Origin of the sequence: Colwellia sp. PAMC 20917, assembly GCF_001767295.1 — a bacterium.
Lineage (GTDB): Bacteria > Pseudomonadota > Gammaproteobacteria > Enterobacterales > Alteromonadaceae > Colwellia_A.
The window spans coordinates 1,190,124-1,211,760 of record NZ_CP014944.1; the positions used below are offsets into that span (position 1 = coordinate 1,190,124).

Sequence of the window (21,637 nt, forward strand, 5' to 3'; positions counted from 1 at the left end):
GCTATACAAAGCTGTTATTTAACTGAACCCTATACTATCTGCTGAAGGTGCCAATCAAAATGGCAATATGTTGCAATTATTGAGTAAATATTTATCATATTGTTTAGTTTTATTGTCAAAATGATAATTTGGAGCCGAGTATGACCGAGAACAAGAACCTGAAGAAGCGGGTATTTCTTTACGATGCTATTGATAAAGAGCTCATTGCTATTTTACGCCTTGATGCTAGGGCCTCTATTTCTAAGTTGGCAAAATCACTCCACGTCTCGCGTGGCACAGTACAAAATAGAATGGATCGACTGATTAATTCTGGCGCTATTTTAGGATTTACGATTCGAGCTCACGATGAGTTAGAAACTGAAGTCGTTAAAGCAATCATGATGATAGAAGTTGTCGGTAGGTCGACCACACAAGTGATTAATAAACTGCGTGGTATTGCCCAACTTGATAAGATTCACACAACTAGCGGTACTTGAGATTTAGTGGCTGAGGTTAAAACATCAAATTTACTCGAGTTTGATCACGTACTGCGAGATGTTAGAACAATAGAAGGTGTACTTAACAGTGAGACCCGTATTCTTTTAAGCTCAGTTTAAGCATTTTCAATTCATCTATGATATTTATGGGTAATTCCATTCAAACCCCCTCTTTGTTAAAGCTAATGGCTTTAATTGCTACTTATAAAATAACTTTCGCTTTTATCTCTGATAAAACACAATACTGGCGTTAATAACGATAGTATTTTTCAAGCAGTTTATGGATAATATCTCACTTTTAAAGAAATGCTCAATGTGGCATTTTAAGCTGAGCTTTACCTATGCATAAAATTAGTGGTCGATGGCAACTGGGGTTGTTTTTATCCCTTACTACGGCAATATTATGGGGCATTTTACCGATTGCGCTCAAAGAGCTATTGCAATATATGGACGTAAATACCATTACTTGGTTTCGTTTTCTTATTGCGGCCGTATTTTTGGGCGGATACTTAGTCATCACCAAACGCTTACCTTCATTATCATCACTTAAGAACAATAAAGTCATGGTATTAATGATACTTACCGTCTTTGGTTTATTAGCAAACTACATTCTCTATATGATGGGCTTGGCCTTAACATCACCAGAAAGCACACAGGTCATGATTCAAATAGCACCGATGTTATTACTTATTGGTGGTGTTTGTGTTTTTAAAGAGTCGTTTAATACCAAACAAAAAGTGGGCTTGTTAACCTTTATCTTAGGACTGGTATTGTTTTTTAATCAGCGATTTGAACAATTATTTAGTTTTCAGGGTAACTATGCTCTTGGCCTTTTCTTTATTATTCTTGCGGCAATTCTTTGGGCTATTTATGCCTTAGCACAAAAGCAACTGTTGAAAAATTTTGCCTCTGAAGAAATTATGATACTGATTTATTTAGCGGGAACCTTGGTGTTTTTACCGTTGTCGGCACCGTCTTTAGTGTTTGAACTAGATACCATAGGCTGGTTACTGTTGATTTTTTGTGGGGCAAATACGCTTTTGGCTTATGGCGCTTTTGCAGAGGCTCTTGAACATTGGGAAGCGTCTCGTGTTAGCGCAACATTAGCCATAACTCCACTATTGACCTTAATTTTTATGCAGATCATTAATTATATTTCTCCAGGAGCGATTACAAACGAACCACTCAATACTACCAGTATTATTGGTGCAGTGATCTTAGTTATTGGTTCTGGTGTTACGGCGTTAAGTAAAAATAAAGCCAAAATAGTATTAACCTAATGGCTTAAATGTCGCAAGCAAACCGACTCTTTTAAGCCATTAATTATAAATATTTACCTGATAGCTCAGTCATTAACTATCAGTTTTTAACCTTTACTAACTCAATAAAACTGCCCGTATCGGGCAGTTTTAAATTCAACAATCCCCAACAACGTCTTAAAATAACCTAGCTATATCGTATCGATTAAGTACTATAACCACAGGTTTTCAAGGCTATTGTCAGTGAACTATTTGGTAATAAATGACTACTATTGCACCCGAAACGATTCAACTGTCTATTTTATTTAATCTACTGACTTGGTTTATTTTCAGCCCAAACAGCCGTACCTTTATAGGCAGTCTGAAAGATAAACAACCTATCTTCAGAATAAGTGACTTTTATTTCAGCTAAGCTAGGCATGTAACCTATTTTTTTATTTCTGATCGTAATATCTGATATTTCAGTTAGGCTTTGATCACTAACCATGTAATAAATAGTTTCTTCAAATGCTCCCCCAGTGATCCAAGAGAAAAGTAACTTATTATCTAAGTTTTGAATATTAAAATAACTTCTATCTCCTGCTTCACCAATGCTAGCACCTCCAGAAGTAGTTTGCTCTGCGACAGTTATGACGTTTGAAGATACCTTTACATCTGTTAGCAAACTATCACGGTTAATTATTCTGGCTTTAATTGCCTCGTCACTCAAACCTTCACATGTACTACAATATCCCCCTTGTACCCATGAGAAAACAAAGCCATTATCGATGGGGGTTAAATCTTGGAATCGTGCAGTAGTTACATTATTTTCATCTATGATTGAAGGTTCAATTTTCCTGACAACGTCAATATCAATGTCATTAATAAATTTTCCATAGGTAACTATAGCGAAATCATTATTATTTGACTCTTTAGTTGACCAAGAAACTAAAATTTGATTGTTACTAATAGCCGCTTTAATCGTATTATCAATAAGACCGTCTACATATTCATGAATAGAAAATATCTCTGAAGTGACACCCGAAGTATCAATGTAACGCCCCATGATATGTTCACTGCCATTTCCTGTTTTCCAGCGCCAAGTAACTAAATATTTATCACCATCAAAAAGAATGTTTATTTCTTTGTTGTTATTACTAAGTGAAAACTCTCGTTCTAAATATAAATCTATGTATTTACTATAAAATGATACAGGAATACGAACATCATCTAAAACCACTCCCGTTTTTGAGACTCTTTTAGCAACAAGGTGTCGATCATTATAATCAGCACCATATACAACGAGATATGAACCCTGACTGTATTTAGCATTGACATTTAAACAACCTAAAGATTTATCATCAATTAAAAATTGTTCACTAAAAGTGAGCTCCTGCGACATAATTTTGCCATAGAGCTGATATTCATTAGAATTCTGTGCTGATGGTTCACAAATCAACATTAAAAAATCATCATCTGCCTTTGTTACACTTATCTCGGTAGTCTCATGCGTTAATATACTCAGGTGCGACGTCTGGGCAATATAGCGAGAAACTTCTATATACCGATCAAACTCTTGGGCTTCCGAAAAAAAGAAAATAGAATAGTAAACGGAGTTCACTTCCACATAACTTTGCATAAATTTTAACGCAACATCGTCAATATTCGCCGTAAATATAACCTCTGTTCCCTCAAAGCTCGAAAAGTTAATGGGCTTAGAAGAGACTTCACTTATGTTTGAAAGTCCTTGCCTACTTTGAATAAAACTGTCAGTTTTTACGATAGTAATAACTTTAGGAGAAGTACCTTCGGAATAAAAAGTACTAAGTACAAGAGGCTCTGGATCAAGGCTTTGTTCTTGATACCAACTAAGAGGAATTTTTAAAGTGATCCCCCCTCTAAAAACAGCGTTATATTTGTTTGATATTTCATTTTTATATTTAATACTTTTATAATCAAGAGGAACAACGGCCACATCGGTGTTCGTTCCATTAGCTTTAGTGCTGTCACTACTAGAACCTCCTCCACATCCTTGAACAGATAAAATAAATAAAACAATCGTTATTAACTTTTTCACATATATTCCTTTATAAATATATTTTTTGGTCATTAAAATACCTTAACGAAAACGACTATCTGGTTTAACCGTTTTAAGTGGCGATATATAATGAGCAAAAAGGGGATGAACGAAAAATAAAGTGTAACTTTTCTTTGTTCATTGATTTGTTATGTTGAAATTTTATCACGCTTTACAAAAAAAGTAATATAACGCCAAACAACCACATTAACAAAAAATTAACGTTAAATCTTTAAAAGGTCGGTTTTAATATAAATAATGTTTGTTAGGCTAACTGAGATAATAAAATAGCGGGGGTATGGTGATTCTAGTTTACTGTATGGATAATATTTACTGCTTCGTTGTCATTTTCTTTAGGTGTTTCTTGCATCTGACAAACGATATTTCGCCCACTGTTTTTAGCTTTATATAAAGCTACATCAGCAAGTTTTATCAGATCTTCTAATTCATTCATTTGAGCATTAAAATCAGCCACACCAAAACTTGCAGTAATGGAAAGAGAAAGACCATCATGTAAACACTCAGTAAGTTCTCGCTGCGACTTTGTTGAGTGGTTTTTCGGCAACTTTAGTGTTAATCTTTTTTATCTATAAATCAAGGAAGATTAACCCCACAGTGAATATCTACAATAAAATCAAAATTTTAATTTTATTACTTAGCTTTTTTACGCTATCAACAAGCTCACAAGAGATTACTTTTCAGCCTCATATTGAAATCGTAACCGAGCACCTGCCCCCTTTTCAAATAGATACACCCAATAAAGTAATGGGATTTGCCACAGAAATAGTATCTTCGGCGCTGTCGAGTACACCGTACACATTTAATATCAGTGTCTATCCGTGGGCGAGATCACTTAATATGGCTTTGAATAAAGAAAACACCTGTATCTATTCTATTGCCCGAACCCCTGCACGTGAAGAGCAATTTATTTGGGTAAATACCATCGCCGAGCGTAATATTTCTTTTATCGGTTTAACTGAACGAAAGCTAAGTATTACTTCATTAGAAGATGCAAAAAAACATATGATTGCCGTGATCCGTGACGATGTTACCCACCAACTTTTAGTGAAAGAAGGCTTTACAGAAGGTCTTAATTTATTTGTCGTTAATAATACTCATTCATTATTAATGCTGTTAGCTAAGCGTAAGAGTATCGATTTAATTTTAGCCGACGGATATACCATTAAGTATCGCGCTCAATTTAATAATTTAAACCCTAATTTATTTGAAAATGTTTACCAACTAAATACAAAGCCGTTAGACTATTATTTTGCCTGTAATATAAAAACATCACCCTATATAATTGAACAGTTACGCTATGCAATTAATCAACTGAAGATAACGGGAAAGATTGATAAAATAATCAGTGAGTGGCAATATCCTGTTATAAGAGTTAATTAACGATAAAAACTTTATTGATAGTTTTAGTGTTATTAATTTTAAAAATCGGCAGCTAACGGTTAATATATGATACTTTTCTCTTCCATTTTATATACTTTTGCTATTGGTTTGTTTCCAATCACTTTTATGTATCTTGTCAATCGCCATGCACAGAAAACGGCTTTACCAAGACAAGTTATCCAAACTGACAATGCAACCAATCAACAAAATGAAAATGTTGTTAATAGTGAGCGATTATCAACTCTGCCATTAGCCTTAACCGGTGATAATAAAGGCGAAAAATTGCACTTAGCTTTATCACAGCTGTTATTTATAAAGTCTGCTGACAATTACTGTGAGTTAGCCATTATTAAAGATAACAACGTTAGCTATCAATTATTACGCAGTTCACTGATCAGTATCTTAAAACAACTTCCTGTTGACTCAACGGTGGTGCGCTGCCATCGCTCTTATGCCGTAAACCTAGCCTTAGTAGAACTTAGCACCGGCAATGCTGGCGGTTTAAAATTAATGATGAAGCCCCTTAACGTTACTATCCCCGTATCTCGTTCTTATAAAACAAGCCTTGTCATTAGTCCCAAAAGCTTGTTAATCACCCCAATACATTGTTAGTAATACCTTTTATATTAGCTTACCCCTAATTTATGGATATTAAATTGAGTGTTAGTCATGCTTAATTTGAAATTTAAACTTTAGTTAAGCAGGTAAATATGAATAACAAAATTAAAGCACTAATAATGAGCACTACCTTTATATTCTGTCGCTATATGATGAAATACTTTTGGGGTGACACTTGGAGTGAAGCTTTACTGGCACTAGATAATCAATCCCACCTTTTATTAACACCCGCGAGCTACCTCTTTATATAGTCCCTTAGTGTTAGTGGCAAGCTTACTATTTAAGGACGTTGATTTAACTGAAATTTTAGGCTTAAAAATAGTAGGATTTCAACATTACTTTTTAGCGGCTGTTGCCTGTTGCTTGCCGATGACAATCGGTTACGCCTATTTAAGTAGCGAGTTGAACCTTGCCCTATCAGGGATAATGGTTGGCTCGGTATACGCAGGTGTGTTCGAAGAAATTCTTTTTAGAGCGGTATTATTTGGCGTTTTATTTCGATATTGCCACTTAGGATTTATACCTGCTGCCTTATTTAGTTCGGTTATCTTTGGTTTTGGGCACATATATCAAGGGCATGACCTAATATCAGCCTTTGCAGCTTTTGCGATAACTTCGGTCGCCGGTACTTGGTTTGCATGGTTATTTTGTGAATCTGGTTATCGAATTTGGTTTCCTTTGTGGATGCATATTTTCATGAATGCAGCTTACGGAATATTTGGCATGTCAGGTGGTGCAGCGGGAGACTTAGCGGGCAATATATTTAAAGCAAGCTCAATTATTTTAACTTTGCTTTACATTCATCTGCTTGTTTGCCGTGGTAAAAAGCGTGAAATAACCTTTTTAAACTTGTGGAAAAGTCAGTCGACCACAAGTACAAAAGCGACATTAACCACTCAAAGTATTTAAAGGGAATTAACTATGTTTGAATTATTTTTAGTCATGATAATACTGACATCACCAATATTAATTATTATCTTGGTTCGCCATTACTTTCGTTACAAATCAGCAGCCAATCAACAATTATTAGCGTTACAAAAAGAAAGTAATAGTCATACCGCCATATCAACACAAAAGAAATTAGCTATACTGATTGAACGAGTGATCGTACTGGAGAAAATCGTCACCGATAGCAATACTACACTTCGCCAAGAGATAAAAAAATTATAATGATGTTACTGCTATCTCTGCTATATGACCGTAATTATTAAGTCGCTAACTCGACCTAAACAGTGGTATCGGTGTTGTTCGTTATTTTATCAACAAAAGTGACGCCTTAACGCTGATATTCATGGGCCTTTAAAACATCTAATGAGACCACTGTTAGTGCTTTTTGGTTAGTTGCCTCAAGCACAATAGGTGGAGCAACATTGGCTGCAATAGCGTGATACCAACGCACAGCGCATAAACACCATTTATCACCCGCTTTTAAGCCGGGAAAATTATATTGATAATTAGGGCTGATCAGATCATTGCCTTGTAATTTTGAGAACTGGAGAAAATCGTCGGTCATAATTGCGCAGACACTGTGGTTACCAAAGTCTACTTCGGGCACAAAACAAAACCCTTTTCGGGTATAGCCCGTATTGCTACAACATAACTCTAAATCTGTACCTAATACATTCAATTGATTGTCCATAAAGGTGCCTTGTGTTAATTAACAAAAATAAAATGGATATACCTACCATGTTAGACAAAAGTAAGCTTAGTCCAGTGAAAAATAATACCATTAAACACACGCCAGCTGGTAATTTTAGTCCAGCAGAAATCGCTAAATTTAATAAGTTCGCTGAAAGTTGGTGGGATCCAAACGGTCAATACAAAACGGCACTCGAATTCAATCGAGTACGCGTGGCGTATTTTATTGCAGAAATTTGCGCCTTCTATGGTCGCGATCCTAATCATATAGCACCACTGCTAGGATTAAAAATTTTAGATGTTGGCTGCGGCGCAGGTCTGGTTTGCGAACCTTTAGCAAAAGCCGGAGCCACAGTGGTCGGTATAGACGTGAGTGAGATAAGTATTGAAGTAGCAAAACGCCATGCGGTGAAATCTCAACTTGATATTGAGTATCGCCACGAACATGCGCAACATACCAGCATAAGCGATGAACATCGCTACGATGTGGTGATTAATGCGGAGGTCATCGAGCATGTACCTAACCAAAAAGACTTAGTAAAACAGTGTAGCCAATTATGCAAAGTGGGTGGCTGTGTGGTAATGGCAACGCTAAATCGCACGATTAAATCCTACTTAGTCGGCATTCTTGGCGCTGAATATATTATGCGTTATTTACCTATAGGTACACACAGCTGGCGTGCCTTTGTAACACCACTTGAATTAAACACTATGGCGACGCTAGCACATATGCACTTGGTGACAGAAATTGGCATGGCCTACAGTCTCCTAACCAAAAATTGGCGTACAACCTCAAGTTTAGAAGTCAATTATGTACAACTATATAAACGACTAACAGCCAGTTAACCTTTCAATAATATCGGCTATAGGAAACAGACAATCACTTATTTAAATAGCCGATAATTGCCTGATAATAAATGTAAACGTGCCAACATATTCACGCTGCTAAGCAATACCAAGATCAATGACAGGTCAACGGGGTAGTGCCCCCTAATGATAGAAAACACCTGTTTGGACAGATACCTGCTACTTTATTTACTAAAAAATCGTAATCTTACCTTGCAATAACACTCGTTTTATTATTAATACAATACTAATAGGTAAACACTGTGCAATAGAGTAAGTATTAATATCTTAATTTTCCATCAATCAAAATTGGCTAGAAAGCCGATATGAATAATATAGTTAAGCAAGCGATTGTTGTTATATTATTGTTTGTATTCTCATGGGCAAGTTATGCTCAGCAACTGAGATTTGTTACAGAAGATTTACCCCCCTTTCATTTTATGGGCGCAGATAACAAACCTGCTGGAGCTTTAGTTGAAGTTATTGAAGCTTTAATGATTAAAACTCAGTTTTCTGCTCAAATCGAGTTTATACCTTTTGCACGTAGTTATGATTTAGCCCTAAATAATAAAAATATTTTTATGCTCTCTTTAATGAAGAGTTCTGACCGCAAAGATCTTTTCCAGTGGGTTGGTCAAATATTCAAGAGCAAAGCTTTTTTGGTGGGTCTTCGCAACCGCGAAGATATCAATATTAGTAATATTGAAGAGGCAAAGTCGTTTGTCGTGGGTACAATCCGTGGCTATCACTCGGAGCAATATTTAAAAAACACAGGCTTTCTAGAGCAAAAAAATTTACATTTGTCCGTTAGTTATAAACATATGTGGAGCATGCTCTTTGAACAACGAATAGACTTTATTTTAACAAACTTTATTGCAGTAGATAGAGAAATGAAGAGTATTGGGTTTAACAAAGATGACATTAAACCTTTTATTGAACTACATGATTTTCCTGGCGATCTTTTCATCGCGACTGGACTTAAAACAGCAGATAAAACAGTGACTATTTTATCTGCTGCATTACAACAAATAAAAGCCGATGGCACCTATAAAAACATTATGGATAAGTGGGGTTTATAAGTAGCATAAATGCTATTCAACCAATCCATTTCGGCTCTAGTAACCATGAGGTCCTTGAAATCAAGCCTCAAGGAATGGCAGTTTATTACTTAGACATAGTTTATCAAATTTTAGGCCTAGTGATCAGGCCCAGCTTTTTACAAAGATGAACGACAGGATATTGTTCATAATCTCCGTAATTGTTTATTTCACCACATAGCTTTAATCAGCAAAGTTATAATTTAGCTGTTGACGTGCTAATTGTTAGATTAGCACGTAGCAAATTAATACAGGTTCATTTTTCAAAGCCAACTCTTAATGTTTTTCTGATGACTAACATAGTCATAAAATTCAAGTTTCTATTTTTAATACATTGTTGTTCGAAATGTTGTTAGAAGAAAATAAAGGCCATAAGTCATGATGAAAAAAATACGGAAATTAATTATCTCCTTTATTCAAATCACTGCCGTGTTAATGGTAAATACGGTAATGGCAGCAAACAGTGAAAAAAACCATTATGAAGCTGCACTTCAAGCATATAACCAAGGAGATATTGAAACAGCTTATATTCATTTAAAAAATGCTTTGCAGCAAAGTGAACGTAATTTACCGGCTAAATTATTACTCGCCAAGGTTTTAATTGATAAAAATTCTTACCCTGCTGCTGAGCAAGAGCTCAATGATCTACTTGCTCAAGGTGTTGATAATAATTTAATTGTTTTTCCACTTGGTGAGAGCATTTTAAATCAAGGTAAATTTGATCAAGCCTTAACGTTTGCCAGTAAGATGACGCTTAAAAAAGAAGGCGAGTTAGCGTATAGCCAAATAAAAGCACGAGCTTATGTCAGCTTAGATGACCTAAAAAACGCCCAAATAACCTACCAAAGTATCCTCACTCTGTATGCCAATAATATTGACGCATTATTAGGGTTAGCAACGGTTTATATTTATCAAAAAAATAATATCAAAGCTAAGGTACTGCTTACTAAAGCAAACAAAATTGCGCCTAATAACGAAATACTCTGGCAATTAAAAGGTCACCTTGCTCGTAGTGATGGTCAATTTAATGATGCTATTAACTACTTAACTAAAGCGAATGAACTGAATCCGAAAAACATTGAAACGTTGCGAATTTTAATTGGCTGTTATGTCGATATTCAAAACTTTAACATGGCTAATCAGGTTGCTGACAAAGTACTTGAGGTCGCAGAAAATGACCCTCAAACAACATTTATGAAGGCCCTCATTTTAAAAGAGCTTAACCAAGTAGAATTATCAATAAAAGTGCTTGTTGAACTCAGTAATCAATTATCTAAGCTTGATGAGTCATATCTCCTTTCTCAACCACAATTATTATTGCTTGATGCCATGAGTAGTTATGCTCAAGAAAATTGGATACAAGCTGAAAGTAAATTCAAAAGGTATCTAAGTCAAAGCTCTACTCAAACTGAAATGAGTGAAATCATGTTGCTTGCTGATGTTTACCAGCAACAGCAAGAGCCAAAACATGCCTTATTATTACTCGAAAAAAATGAGAAAGATCTGATCTTCAATAAACAGTACGCCTTGATATTAGCTGGCTTATATCTTAAATTTGACCAAAATTATAAAGCTGATTTTGTTTTATCAAAACTGCGCGTTGATTACCCTAAAGATGAAGCGGTGTTGATTCTCTCAGCCAATGTACTAGAAGGCTCAGGCCGTATTGAACAAGCACTTGCTTTATTAGAAGACGCAAATATCAAAGGGGGTGAAAATTATCAATACGCTTTATCACTGTTGTCATTAAGGGTAGGTGCTTTTCAAAAAAGCTTAAATTATATAACACCATTAACCGATATTTATCCAGAAAATGTTAGCTATCATTTGATAACTGCACAAATATTGATTGAATTGCAACAATTTAGCCAAGCCCAAAAAATTATAGAAAGATTGTATCTAAAACAGCCACAAAATAGTGAAATCAGTACCAGTTATGCATTATTACAACTTAATCTTGGCAAACTAGACTTAGCAAGAAAGATATTGAGCGATGTACTAAATAAAAATAAAAATAATAATCAAAGTGCATTATTACTTGCCAAAGTTGAATATCGTCTTGGTAATAAAGAGGCGGCTATTGCTGGGTTTGAGCAGCAAGCTAAAATACCATCGGTAAAGACAGTTGCACTAACTGAGTTAACGAATATTTATATTGCTGAACAAAAATGGCAAGATGCACTGTTAGTTATTGACCAAATGTTGCGGGATAACAGACTAAATATTCAAGCTTTATTTAAAAAAGCTGAAGTATTATTATTATTAGAGCAACCAAAAAAGTCTCAACGTAAATTAGATATATTGGCGGGATTGGTTGATGAAAATGTGCCACTATTAATGAAACTAAGTCGACTACAACTAAAAGTAGAAGACTTTGCTGGCGCAGAGTATAGTCGGGAAAAAGCCTTTAAATTTGCTCCTAATTCACTACCCATTGTTATTGAACTTATTAAGATTAAAATTCAGTTAAATAAAATTAACGAAGCCATTGAGTTACTTGCACAAACTCAACAAAGAATACCTAAAGACAATGTCGAGCTTACTATTTTACAAGGCGATATTTATAATGCTGGCAATAATAAGCTTCAAGCTTTTAATTCATACTTAAAGGCGGTTAAGCAAGATCATACTAATTTAACGGCTTTAAGCAAGTTATATCAAATCAGTAAAACAGCCTCTTTGTCAGAAAAATTTATTGCCGAATTAAACAAGCTTATCACTGAATATCCTCAATTATTATTGCATCGCCATTTGTTGGCGGATCATTTACTAGAAAACAAACACTTTGAAAAAGCAAAAAAACAATATCAAATACTGCTTAAAAATAATATACCACCAACAAAAAGAGCGTTAGCACTGAATAATTTAGCGACTATTTATATTAGAGATAAGAGCTTTGCTTTGGCAATAGAAACCGCTAAACAAGCTTTGAACCTTGACCCTAGAATGCCTTCCATTATAGATACTATTGGCTGGGCATTGGTTTTATCTGAAGAGTTAGATTTGGGTCTATCTTACTTAAGACAGGCATTCAGTTTATCTTCCACTAGCCCAGATATTCAGTACCATATTGCTTATACCCTAGCGAAGTTGCAGCGTATCCATGAGGCAAAAAAAGTATTAATTAAATTAATCGCTTTACCTGATGATTTTGAAGAACATCAATTGGCTCAACAATTATTTGATAAATTAGAAAAAAAATAAACAAAATTTACAACAACCTAACAAATAAAGGTAATTACATTTACAATTAAGTGTGTATTTATTGTACAAATGCCCTGCTCCCACCTATTATATATTGTGTAAAGTATACAACTTATGGATTAAGTTTTTCCTTCTGTAATTTTAAGATATATGACATGGAGTCTACTATGCAGCGCCTCACACACCTCTTATTTATCTTAACGATAATCTTAGTTTCTAGTGCAAACGCAAGTTTTCACCCTCTGTTAGATTCAGACCTCAATGATCTATCAGTCTATGCTAACGGTACGATAACAATGGCTGATGGTGTGATTACTCATGGTAATATGCAGGCCCTCACCACAATAACATTAGCGGCCAATGGCCAAGTTGGTGGCAATATTGAGGCTGGCTCTACAGCAACCCTAAGCGATAATGTTATTGTCAATGGCTATATAGAAGCGAGCACTACCGCAACGCTAGGCGCCAATGTAAACGTTATCGGTAAGGTTCAAACGGGTACCACAGCAACCTTCGGCGCCGGTGTGTATGTTGAGGGAAATATTGAAGCAGGAAGCACAGTAACATTAGAGCAAAATGCAGAGGTTATGGGGAATGTTGTAGCAGGAACCACAGTGACCATAGCTGCGGGGTCACATATTTATCAAGATGTTGATGCCGGAACTACGGCAACCATTGCTGATGATGTAGACATTGATGGAGACCTTACCAGCAGCTCATCAAAAGCCCCACCTCCTGCTCCTGTTGTTACCAGTAAAGAAAATCAAATTACCACGGTGCAAGCCGAGCTAAAAGCATTGGTAACCGATGGAGAACTAGATTGGGATGATTTTGGCGACAACGATGAGTCACTCGTCGCTGGCGTCTATAATTCTGTTAATTATCTCACTATTGCCGCAGGAAAAACACTGACCTTAGATGGCAATGGTATGGATGGCTCTTGGGTTTTCAATATTGCCAATAATCTAAGCTTTGGCATTAACTCCAAGGTCGTATTGTTAAACGTCACCGATAACAGCAGTATTCTTTGGAACGTACTGGGAGAAAGCACAGCAGGCTTAACATCACTTGGGGCAGGTGCAGAAGTTAGAGGTCATATTCTTTCTAAGGGAGCCATTGATGGCGGGGCTATTTCTTTAGTAACAGGTATAGGTGACAGTTGTGGTGGTGTTTTTTCAGCAACTAGTACTGTCACATTTGCCGCAAGTAGTATCATTGGACATCAAGGTTGCGGGGCGGTTGACGTACCTGAGCCTGCCACTATTTGGTTATTAGGTTTAGGTCTATTTATGATAGTAAATAGAAAGCAGAGATAAATGACAGTTGTGGTGGTGTTTTTTTAGTAAGCTGTACCGTCACATTCGCTGCAACAATCAGTATCATTGGACATCAAGGTTGCGGGGCGGTTGACGTACCTGAGCCTGCCACTATTTGGTTATTGGGTTCAGGTTTAAACATAGCTATGATAGTGAATAGAAAGCACAGATAAATGACAATTATGGTGGTGTTTTTTCAGCAACCAGTACCGTCACATTTGCTGCAACAATCAGTATCATTGGACATCAAGGTTGCGGGGCGGTTGACGTACCTGAGCCTGCCACTATTTGGTTATTAGGTTTAGGTATATTTATGATCGTGAATAGAAAGCACGATAAATGACAATTATGGTGGTGTTTTTTCAGCAACCAGTACCGTCACATTTGCTGCAACAATCGGTATCATTGGACATCAAGGTTGCGGGGCCGTTGACGTACCTGAGCCTGCCACTATTTGGTTATTGGGTTTAGGTTCAGGTTTAAACATAGCTATGATAGTGAATAGAAAGCACAGATAAATGACAGTTATGATGGTGTTTTTTTCAGTAAGCACTACCGTCACATTTGCTGCAACAATCAGTATCATTAGACATCAAGGTTGCGGGGCGGTTGACGTACCTGAGCCTGCCACTATTTGGTTATTGGGTTCAGGTTTAAACATAGTTATGATCGTGAATAGAAAGCACAGATAACCTTTGAATATTTAAAAATCTCGTCTAGATGGCCTTTATATTTGTGCTAACTATTCATTTTGGCTATGGCTCGTTTTTACTACGTTATTTAACAAGTACTATTATAATTGTGATTCTCTCGCATTACATCACGTTAACCTATGGGCACATTATGTTAACCTCTGGGCACATTACGTTAACTTGTCGACATATCACCTACTCGACAATAAAAAATAAAAGTAAATATTTACAGTGACTTACGATATGTATGTTTAAATAACAAACAACATACCGTCTTATCTGCTATTATACAGTTGTACAATTCTTGGAATAAGTTTTTTTGTTCTGTAAAAATTAAGTTTTTTATATGCTGAACGCTTGGCTATATAAAATGGTGTCTAATTTGAAACTTATCAACTCAATCCTCTGTATTTTGGTGTTGTTTGCTGTGCCTAGCGCACAAGCGAGCTTTCAACCTTTACTAGGCTCAGAACTAAATAACCAGTCGCTTTATGCCAGTGGTTACATATCTATGGGCGCACGAACAACTATTGGTGGCAATATTCAAAGTGCTACTGCGATAACACTGGCAGCTAATGCAATTGTCGGTGGTAACGTTGAGGCTGGAACCGCAGTAACACTTGGCGAAGCTGCCGGTGTAAAGGGTTACATTCAAAGCGCAACAACTGTTACCCTAGGCGCTTCTGCTGTTGTCGACGGCTCTATTATTGCAGGTACCACGGCAACTATTGGTGCGAGTGCAAAAGTTGATGGCGAGCTGAGCGCTGGCACAACAGTAACCATAGCGGCAACCGTTGCGGTTGGCGGCAATGTTTTGGCTGGCAGCACAGTAACCGTTGGTGCAGGTTCACTTCTCGGGGGCGATGTTGATGCTGGAACCACCACCACTATTGGTGCAGATGTTGGTATCGTTGGCGCGCTTACTGCTAATTCTTTGAAAATAGTTGCACTGCCACCCATCGTTGATAGTCAGGAAGCGCTCATTATGTCTGTGCAACAAGATATAAAAGATATGGGGACAGGAACAGAACTTGTATCAACCACTTTTGGCACCAACGACGAAACACTTGAGGCGGGTATTTACAGCACGGTAAATTATTTAACCATAGCGATAGGTAAAACCTTAACACTTGATGGTAAAGGTATCGATGGCTCTTGGATTTTTAATATCGCCAACTATCTGACATTCTCTGCAAACTCAACAGTGATATTGAAAGATGTTACCGATAACAGCACTATTATCTGGAATGTTCTTGGCGATAAAACCGGCTCAGCAGGTTACACACAACTCGGCGCCGGCGCTGAGGCTAGAGGTTATATTTTTGCTAGAGGTTTTGTTCAAACAGGTGCTGATTCAATGATAGCAGGCATAGGCGATGATTGTGGCGGCGCTTATTCAGCAAGTAATTTTATTGAATTTGGTGCTGATACTGTTATTGGTAAAAAAGATTGTACCAATGGCGAGTCCAGAGCTTCTGCAGATAGCATTGCCGTCACTCAAGTTCCCGAGCCTTCAACACTGTGGTTATTCGCTCTAGCACTTTTCGGTTTAGCAATTAAAGCGCAACGTAAAAAACTTTAAATTCAATATCACCAATAAAAAGGCTCCTTTGGGATAATGCCGATCAGTTAAGCAATTTATAGCTTGATTAATTTGCTAATGAGATCAAAATCCAGTGATTGATATCACTGGATTTTTTTTATGCAACTTTCTACCGCGCTTTCTTTAGTTAATTCAAATAACGTCACCGAGTTCCAAAACTTAGCAGAAATTTTGTCTCCAGAAATTATTAGTGCGGGACTAAAAGAACACGGAATATCTACCATTCGAAAGCGTAAGCTGCCTATGGAAAATATGGTGTGGGCTGTCATTGGCATGGCATTGTTTCGCAAGTTTCCAATGCGTCAAATGCTTAATCAGTTGGATATTATTTTACCCAGCGGTATCCCCTATGTTGCATCTAGTGCGGTCACGCAAGCGAGAAAAAAACTCGGTAGCAAAGTTATAGAAACAGTCTTTCAACAAACGCAACAACAATGGAACCATGATGCTAATCATGGTCAGTGGTGTGGTTTAAACCTTTTAGGTGTCGATGGTGTTGTGTGGCGAGTGCCCGATACCGATGAAAATAATGAAGAGTTTGCCAAAACAGGGACGCAACATGGCAAAGCCAGTTACCCTCAAGTACGTATGGTGTGTCAGATGGAATTAACGAGCCATTTATTGACTAACAGTGTCTTTGATAGTGTTGAAGTTAACGAGATGAATCTTGCGTTAGGGTTAATTGATAAAACACCTGATAATAGTTTAACGCTGTTCGACCGTGGATTTTATTCATTAGGCTTGTTACATCGCTGGCAAAGTACAGGTAACACAAGGCATTGGTTAATGCCACTCAAAAAAAATACACAATATGAAGTTATCAATAGTTTTGGAAGACAAGATAAATTAATCCAATTAACCACAACACCTCAGTCACGAAAAAAGTTTCCAGAATTACCTAAAACGATGCAAGCACGGCTCATCACCAAAAAAGTGAAAGGAAAAGACCTTCAAATACTCACTTCGATGACAGATCCTATGCGCTTTCCATCCGCTGATATTGTTGATTTATATGCCCACCGATGGGAAATTGAGTTGGGATTTAGGGAAATGAAACAGTCGCTATTGGACAATCGATTCACATTACGAAGTAATCAACCAGAGCTTATTAGGCAAGAGCTTTGGGGGATATTATTGGCTTATAATTTAATCCGTTATCAAATGGTATTAATGGCTAAATCGCTAGACGGTGTCCACCCCAATCAACTGAGTTTTAATGGCGCTTCAATGCATATTATTCACGAATTAACCCAGTTGTCATTCTGCACGCCAGGTAACATTCCCAAATACACAATGAATATTACAAAGTCGGCTAAGCAATTCGTTTTACCCGGTAGGCGAGAACGGCAATATCCGAGAATGTTGAAATGTTCAAAGAATAGGTACCCTGTTAAAAGTAAAAATGCCGTTCACCTTAAGTGAACGGCATTATCCTTTGGGAGCCTTTTTATTGGGTCTTTGGCTAATTTATGATCTTAACGTTAGTGTAACCAAGGCAATGCCATGATCGGTACTTTCGCCATCTCGTTCAAAGATAGGATTAATTAAATGTCTATCATAGGTGTCGTACGCACTGACCTGATAAAGACTATCGTGATAACTAGCGTCAAAATCACATGATAATAATATATAATCAAGTACTGAACTGCTCGCACCAAAATAATGTGTCGGAGTGCGCTGTATTTTTTCTTCTTGAGGAGTTTCATTGCTCACTGCAACTTGAAATAAATCCCAAGCATCTTGCAAGCAATATTTAGCAAGATAGGCATCACGGTCAATGGCCGAGACAAACCTTAGGGTGTTAGTCAGTAGATGACTTAGCACACCATCAGTTAAGGTATTATTGAAGTCGCCCATTAATACCATCGGCTGACCGGTAGTCTCGCGCCGCGCTATGATTTCAATCATTAATAACGTCGCTTCACTGCCACGTTGTATCGTTGAGCCCCAACCACCTGCCACTTGTGCTTTTAGGCTTTCAATTATGGTTTGCTCTGGCGTGCGACTTATATTTTTATCATCGACTTCAATCATAGAGCGCTTAGATTTAAAGTGCACAACATAACAATCACAGTTACCCATATGAGGCACATCAACCGTTGCCCTTAACACTTTTCGGCTAAAAGAGAATTCATCGGTTAAACCTAATGATAGTGCAAGCTCAGTGTTTGCTTCTACCGCGGCAACTTCAACAATAGGGTAACGAGATGCAATGGCAACAACAGGACGTTTGTAAATAAAATCATCTATCACATGAGGTTCATCAACCACGGCAAAATAACAATAGCCCTGCTCTGCAACTAATTGCTCTAGAGATTCGGGACTAAAGACTTCTTGAAAGCCAATAATGTCAGGTTGAAATTCATGTAAATATTCAGCAATCCAATGTTGCTTTTTACGCCACTGCTCAGCACTATAAATTCGTTCAAATTCATAGAAAGCATTGGGCGGCTCAAGATAATTAAACAAATTAAAGGTCGCTATTTTAAGCTGTAAATTTGATACCGCTACAGAAGGCAGTATGGGATCTATTTCTTCTGGGGCTTTTTTATCTGGATAGTCGATAATGTTAACTCTAATAAACGTTGAACGAAGAGTATACCTGAGATAAAAAATTAAAAACCAACAAGATAAATTACCATCTAGTTAACAGCTTACTTACGTCACTTTTTGCTGTCTTTGATAACTTCTGTATTAATGCAAAAGGTACAAACTCGTGGTTAATTTTTTCTTCGATATCATCAAGCATCAACAACCACAATTTTGCCGTCATCTCAGCATCAAATAACGCCCGATGAAACGCCCCATCTGATGGAATATTTTTATAACGAATCAGCGTACCTAATTTATGATTAGGCGCGTCTATATTTATTCTGCGCGAGACAAGTAATGAACAAATAAATTGCCCAAAATATTTTCGATTAATGTTATTAAGCTCAGCGTTCAGGAATTTTTGATCAAAGGACGCATTATGGGCAAGTAAATTATCGTCACCCAGAAAATCGGCAAATTGTGTCATCACTTCACCACAAGAGCCGACATTAGCAAGCATTTGATTAGATATTCCGGTGTATTGCTCAATAAAACCACTGATCCTAAAACCAGGATTCATTAATGATTGAAATTTATCGGTAACTTTACCGTCTACAATTCTAACCGCACCTATCTCTATCGCTCTATCACCTTGATTGGGTGATAATCCTGTGGTTTCAAAATCAAGTACCACTAACGAATTGGCATTTTCATGCATCTAAGTTAACCCTATAAATTTATGCAGCGCTGATTTTAACGGCTCTATTTCAAAATGAAAGTAATCATTACTCATAAGCAATGTTAAATTATTCTGTTCAATAATCAACTTAGAAACTATACTGTATAAAAACACAGGTGAGATTTAAGTAATGAAAGTTATTCCTATTTACATTGAAGCAGGTATTTCAGGGTTTGAATCACCCGCAGCCGAATATAAAGAACTGGGGTTATCACTAGATAAACTCCTTATTAGGCATCCTAATGCCACATTTATTGGCCAAGCATCTGGCGAGTCCATGCAGGGTGTGGGCATTTTTGATGGTGATTTACTTATCGTTGATCGTTCACTCACCGCCAGAAATGGTGATGTCATCGTGGCAAATTACAATGGTTGCTTTGTCTGTAAGTTGATTGATAAAAAGCAAGCTCGGCTGTTATCAGCGTCTAAAGATTTTGCGCCAGTTAGCATCAAGCCCGGAGACGACTTTCAATTAGAAGGTATTGTTACTCGCTCTATTCGACTCCATCATCAAGCTCCTGAATTAACCGCATGTATGCATTAGTTGATGCAGTATCTTTTTATGCCAGCGCAGAGAAAGTCTTCGACCCGAGCATAAGAAACAAGCCCGTTGTTGTTTTAACGAATAACGACGGCTGCATTTGTGCTGTTTGTCCTATTGCTCGACGGCTGGGCATTCCAAAATTCACCCCCTATTTTCAGATAAAAGACTTACTACATAAGCATGGTGTAGTGGTACGCTCTTCCAACTACGAGCTATATGCTGACTTAAGTGAAAGAATGATGAATGTTATTGCGAGGTATTGTGATGACCAATATATTTACTCAATTGATGAGTCATTTTTACATTTTAAAAACTATAGTGGCGTTATTAAAGATTGGCACCAATACGGCCATGAAATAAGACGTGCTATTTGGAAAGAAACCCGACTACCGGTGGGAGTTGGCTTTGGCACAACATCAACCTTAGCTAAAGCAGCAAATCATGCAGCTAAAAAACTTGACGGTTACCAGGGTGTTGCCATTATTGATAACGCGCAAAGTGCGAAAGAAATATTAGAAAAAATGGCAGTAAATCAAGTTTGGGGTATTGGTAATAAAATATCTCAGCGACTAAAACAGCAAAATATTAGCACGGCTTATCAATTATCAATGCAGTGCCCTAAGATTATGCGCAAGCAATTTAGTGTTGTCACTGAACGTACGGTTAACGAATTAAAGGGGATTAGCTGTTTAAGCTGGGATGATGTAAAAGCACCTAAACGGGAAATATTCTCTACACGTAGTTTTGGTCAACGTATTGTCGATATACATACATTACAAGCAGCCTTAACCACCCATAGTACGATAGTCGCTAAAAAAGTAAGGCGTCAGTCTTCACTTATCAAAAAACTGCTCGTGTTCGCTTCAAGCTCACCCCATGATGAAAATTATTACAAACAAACAATGGTTTATACTTTTCCCTTAGCAACAGATAATAGTTGTGATATTGCTACAGCGGTCAGTTTAATACTCGCTGAAATATTTATACCCGGTGTGCATTTTTATCGTTGTGGTGTCGGTGCAATCGCCTTGGAAAGCAGACAACATCAACAAGCTGATTTATTTTTATCTGATCATTCAAACCCAATACTAATGAATTGTCTTGATAGTATTAATAGTCGTTACGGTAAGGGGACATTGACCTTGGGCGCAGAGGGAAAATCAGACTCCTGGCAAATGAAACGGCACTTTTTAAGTCCACAGTATACAAGTAACTGGCAAGACATCCCCAAAATTAGTTGCTAAACAAATGAAAAAACACTTTTTAAGTCAACAACACAAGAGTAACTACAAGTAACTGGCAAGACATACCCAAAATTAGTTGCTAAACAAATGAAAAAACACTTTTTAAGTCAACAACACAAGAGTAACCACAAGTAACTGGCGAGACATACCCAAAATTAGTTGCTAAACAAATGAAACAACACTTTTTAAGTCAACAACACAAGAGTAACCACAAGTAACTGGCAAGACACACCCAAAATTAGTTGCTAAACAAATGAAAAAACACTTTTTAAGTCAACAACACAAGGGTAACCACGAGTAACTGGCAAGACATCCCCAAAATTAGCTGTTAGTGTTATTAGTAAGTTTAGTCACGGCAACCTTGAACTCATA

General features: G+C 37.1%; 24 protein-coding genes. 19 read left to right on the plus strand and 5 right to left on the minus strand.

Going from position 1 to position 21,637, the window contains the following annotated elements; translation table 11 throughout:
• The first annotated feature begins 140 nt into the window (after positions 1-140).
• From A3Q34_RS05055 to A3Q34_RS05060, 3 genes are all read left to right on the plus strand, one after another.
• Positions 141-476, plus strand: a complete 336-nt coding sequence (locus A3Q34_RS05055) for an Lrp/AsnC family transcriptional regulator (RefSeq protein ID WP_231907427.1) — start codon at positions 141-143, stop codon at positions 474-476.
• Positions 477-482: 6 nt separating this feature from the next.
• Positions 483-596: a hypothetical protein gene (locus tag A3Q34_RS21150; RefSeq protein ID WP_331710947.1), complete on the plus strand. Its 114-nt coding sequence runs from the start codon at positions 483-485 to the stop codon at positions 594-596.
• A gap of 221 nt (positions 597-817) precedes the next feature.
• Entirely contained in the window at positions 818-1,756 is a 939-nt protein-coding gene (locus A3Q34_RS05060; RefSeq protein ID WP_070374370.1) for a DMT family transporter, read from the plus strand.
• Positions 1,757-2,045: 289 nt separating this feature from the next.
• Here A3Q34_RS05060 and A3Q34_RS05065 read toward each other — a convergent pair whose 3' ends face one another.
• Positions 2,046-3,824: a hypothetical protein gene (locus A3Q34_RS05065; protein WP_070374371.1), complete on the minus strand. Its 1,779-nt coding sequence runs from the start codon at positions 3,822-3,824 to the stop codon at positions 2,046-2,048.
• A 274-nt stretch (positions 3,825-4,098) separates the two neighbouring features.
• On the minus strand, positions 4,099-4,356 hold the full coding sequence (locus tag A3Q34_RS05070; protein ID WP_070374372.1) for a GGDEF domain-containing protein: 258 nt from the start codon (positions 4,354-4,356) through the stop codon (positions 4,099-4,101).
• A 50-nt stretch (positions 4,357-4,406) separates the two neighbouring features.
• Here A3Q34_RS05070 and A3Q34_RS05075 point away from each other — a divergent pair, with 50 nt between their 5' ends.
• From A3Q34_RS05075 to A3Q34_RS05090, 4 genes are all read left to right on the plus strand, one after another.
• Positions 4,407-5,192, plus strand: coding sequence for a substrate-binding periplasmic protein (locus tag A3Q34_RS05075; RefSeq protein WP_070374373.1), 786 nt, complete (start codon positions 4,407-4,409; stop codon positions 5,190-5,192).
• A gap of 66 nt (positions 5,193-5,258) precedes the next feature.
• Positions 5,259-5,804, plus strand: coding sequence for a LytTR family DNA-binding domain-containing protein (locus tag A3Q34_RS05080; protein ID WP_070374374.1), 546 nt, complete (start codon positions 5,259-5,261; stop codon positions 5,802-5,804).
• Between the two features lie 270 nt (positions 5,805-6,074).
• Entirely contained in the window at positions 6,075-6,719 is a 645-nt protein-coding gene (locus A3Q34_RS05085; RefSeq protein ID WP_231907428.1) for a CPBP family intramembrane glutamic endopeptidase, read from the plus strand.
• Between the two features lie 12 nt (positions 6,720-6,731).
• Complete coding sequence (locus A3Q34_RS05090) at positions 6,732-6,980, plus strand: hypothetical protein (protein WP_070374375.1); 249 nt, start codon at positions 6,732-6,734, stop codon at positions 6,978-6,980.
• 106 nt (positions 6,981-7,086) lie between these two features.
• Here A3Q34_RS05090 and A3Q34_RS05095 read toward each other — a convergent pair whose 3' ends face one another.
• On the minus strand, positions 7,087-7,449 hold the full coding sequence (locus A3Q34_RS05095) for a DUF2237 family protein (RefSeq protein ID WP_070374376.1): 363 nt from the start codon (positions 7,447-7,449) through the stop codon (positions 7,087-7,089).
• An 11-nt stretch (positions 7,450-7,460) separates the two neighbouring features.
• Between A3Q34_RS05095 and ubiG the strand changes: the two genes are divergently transcribed.
• The 10 genes from ubiG (at position 7,461) to A3Q34_RS05125 (ending at position 17,628) form a co-directional block, all read left to right on the plus strand.
• Positions 7,461-8,294, plus strand: a complete 834-nt coding sequence (ubiG, locus tag A3Q34_RS05100) for a bifunctional 2-polyprenyl-6-hydroxyphenol methylase/3-demethylubiquinol 3-O-methyltransferase UbiG (RefSeq protein WP_331710948.1) — start codon at positions 7,461-7,463, stop codon at positions 8,292-8,294.
• Positions 8,295-8,620: 326 nt separating this feature from the next.
• A complete protein-coding gene (locus A3Q34_RS05105; RefSeq protein WP_070374378.1) occupies positions 8,621-9,373 on the plus strand; it encodes a substrate-binding periplasmic protein in 753 nt (250 codons plus the stop codon).
• Positions 9,374-9,769: 396 nt separating this feature from the next.
• The gene (prsT, locus tag A3Q34_RS05110) at positions 9,770-12,595 is read left to right on the plus strand and encodes an XrtA/PEP-CTERM system TPR-repeat protein PrsT (protein WP_070374379.1); all 2,826 of its coding nucleotides are present in this window, start codon (positions 9,770-9,772) and stop codon (positions 12,593-12,595) included.
• 167 nt (positions 12,596-12,762) lie between these two features.
• Positions 12,763-13,911 (plus strand): ice-binding family protein, encoded by a 1,149-nt coding sequence (locus tag A3Q34_RS05115; protein WP_070374380.1) that lies wholly within the window; start codon positions 12,763-12,765, stop codon positions 13,909-13,911.
• A gap of 65 nt (positions 13,912-13,976) precedes the next feature.
• Entirely contained in the window at positions 13,977-14,084 is a 108-nt protein-coding gene (locus A3Q34_RS21225; protein WP_442855280.1) for a PEP-CTERM sorting domain-containing protein, read from the plus strand.
• A gap of 65 nt (positions 14,085-14,149) precedes the next feature.
• Positions 14,150-14,254, plus strand: coding sequence for a PEP-CTERM sorting domain-containing protein (locus A3Q34_RS21230; RefSeq protein WP_442855281.1), 105 nt, complete (start codon positions 14,150-14,152; stop codon positions 14,252-14,254).
• Between the two features lie 61 nt (positions 14,255-14,315).
• Positions 14,316-14,429 carry a PEP-CTERM sorting domain-containing protein gene (locus A3Q34_RS21235; RefSeq protein ID WP_404842498.1) on the plus strand — a complete coding sequence of 38 codons (114 nt, stop codon included), beginning with the start codon at positions 14,316-14,318 and terminating at the stop codon, positions 14,427-14,429.
• Between the two features lie 12 nt (positions 14,430-14,441).
• Positions 14,442-14,603, plus strand: coding sequence for a PEP-CTERM sorting domain-containing protein (locus tag A3Q34_RS21240; protein ID WP_442855282.1), 162 nt, complete (start codon positions 14,442-14,444; stop codon positions 14,601-14,603).
• A gap of 382 nt (positions 14,604-14,985) precedes the next feature.
• A complete protein-coding gene (locus A3Q34_RS05120) occupies positions 14,986-16,185 on the plus strand; it encodes an ice-binding family protein (RefSeq protein WP_231907429.1) in 1,200 nt (399 codons plus the stop codon).
• Between the two features lie 120 nt (positions 16,186-16,305).
• The gene (locus A3Q34_RS05125; RefSeq protein ID WP_070374312.1) at positions 16,306-17,628 is read left to right on the plus strand and encodes an IS4 family transposase; all 1,323 of its coding nucleotides are present in this window, start codon (positions 16,306-16,308) and stop codon (positions 17,626-17,628) included.
• Positions 17,629-17,673: 45 nt separating this feature from the next.
• On the opposite strand, the gene A3Q34_RS05130 is transcribed toward A3Q34_RS05125, so the two are convergent.
• Complete coding sequence (locus tag A3Q34_RS05130; RefSeq protein ID WP_070374382.1) at positions 17,674-18,675, minus strand: endonuclease/exonuclease/phosphatase family protein; 1,002 nt, start codon at positions 18,673-18,675, stop codon at positions 17,674-17,676.
• Between the two features lie 166 nt (positions 18,676-18,841).
• Positions 18,842-19,456, minus strand: coding sequence for a 3'-5' exonuclease (locus tag A3Q34_RS05135; protein WP_070374383.1), 615 nt, complete (start codon positions 19,454-19,456; stop codon positions 18,842-18,844).
• A gap of 151 nt (positions 19,457-19,607) precedes the next feature.
• Between A3Q34_RS05135 and A3Q34_RS05140 the strand changes: the two genes are divergently transcribed.
• Positions 19,608-20,021: a LexA family protein gene (locus tag A3Q34_RS05140; protein WP_070374384.1), complete on the plus strand. Its 414-nt coding sequence runs from the start codon at positions 19,608-19,610 to the stop codon at positions 20,019-20,021.
• Entirely contained in the window at positions 20,009-21,265 is a 1,257-nt protein-coding gene (locus tag A3Q34_RS05145; RefSeq protein ID WP_070374385.1) for a Y-family DNA polymerase, read from the plus strand. The genes A3Q34_RS05140 and A3Q34_RS05145 overlap by 13 nt, the downstream gene beginning before the upstream one ends.
• Positions 21,266-21,637 lie beyond the last annotated feature (372 nt).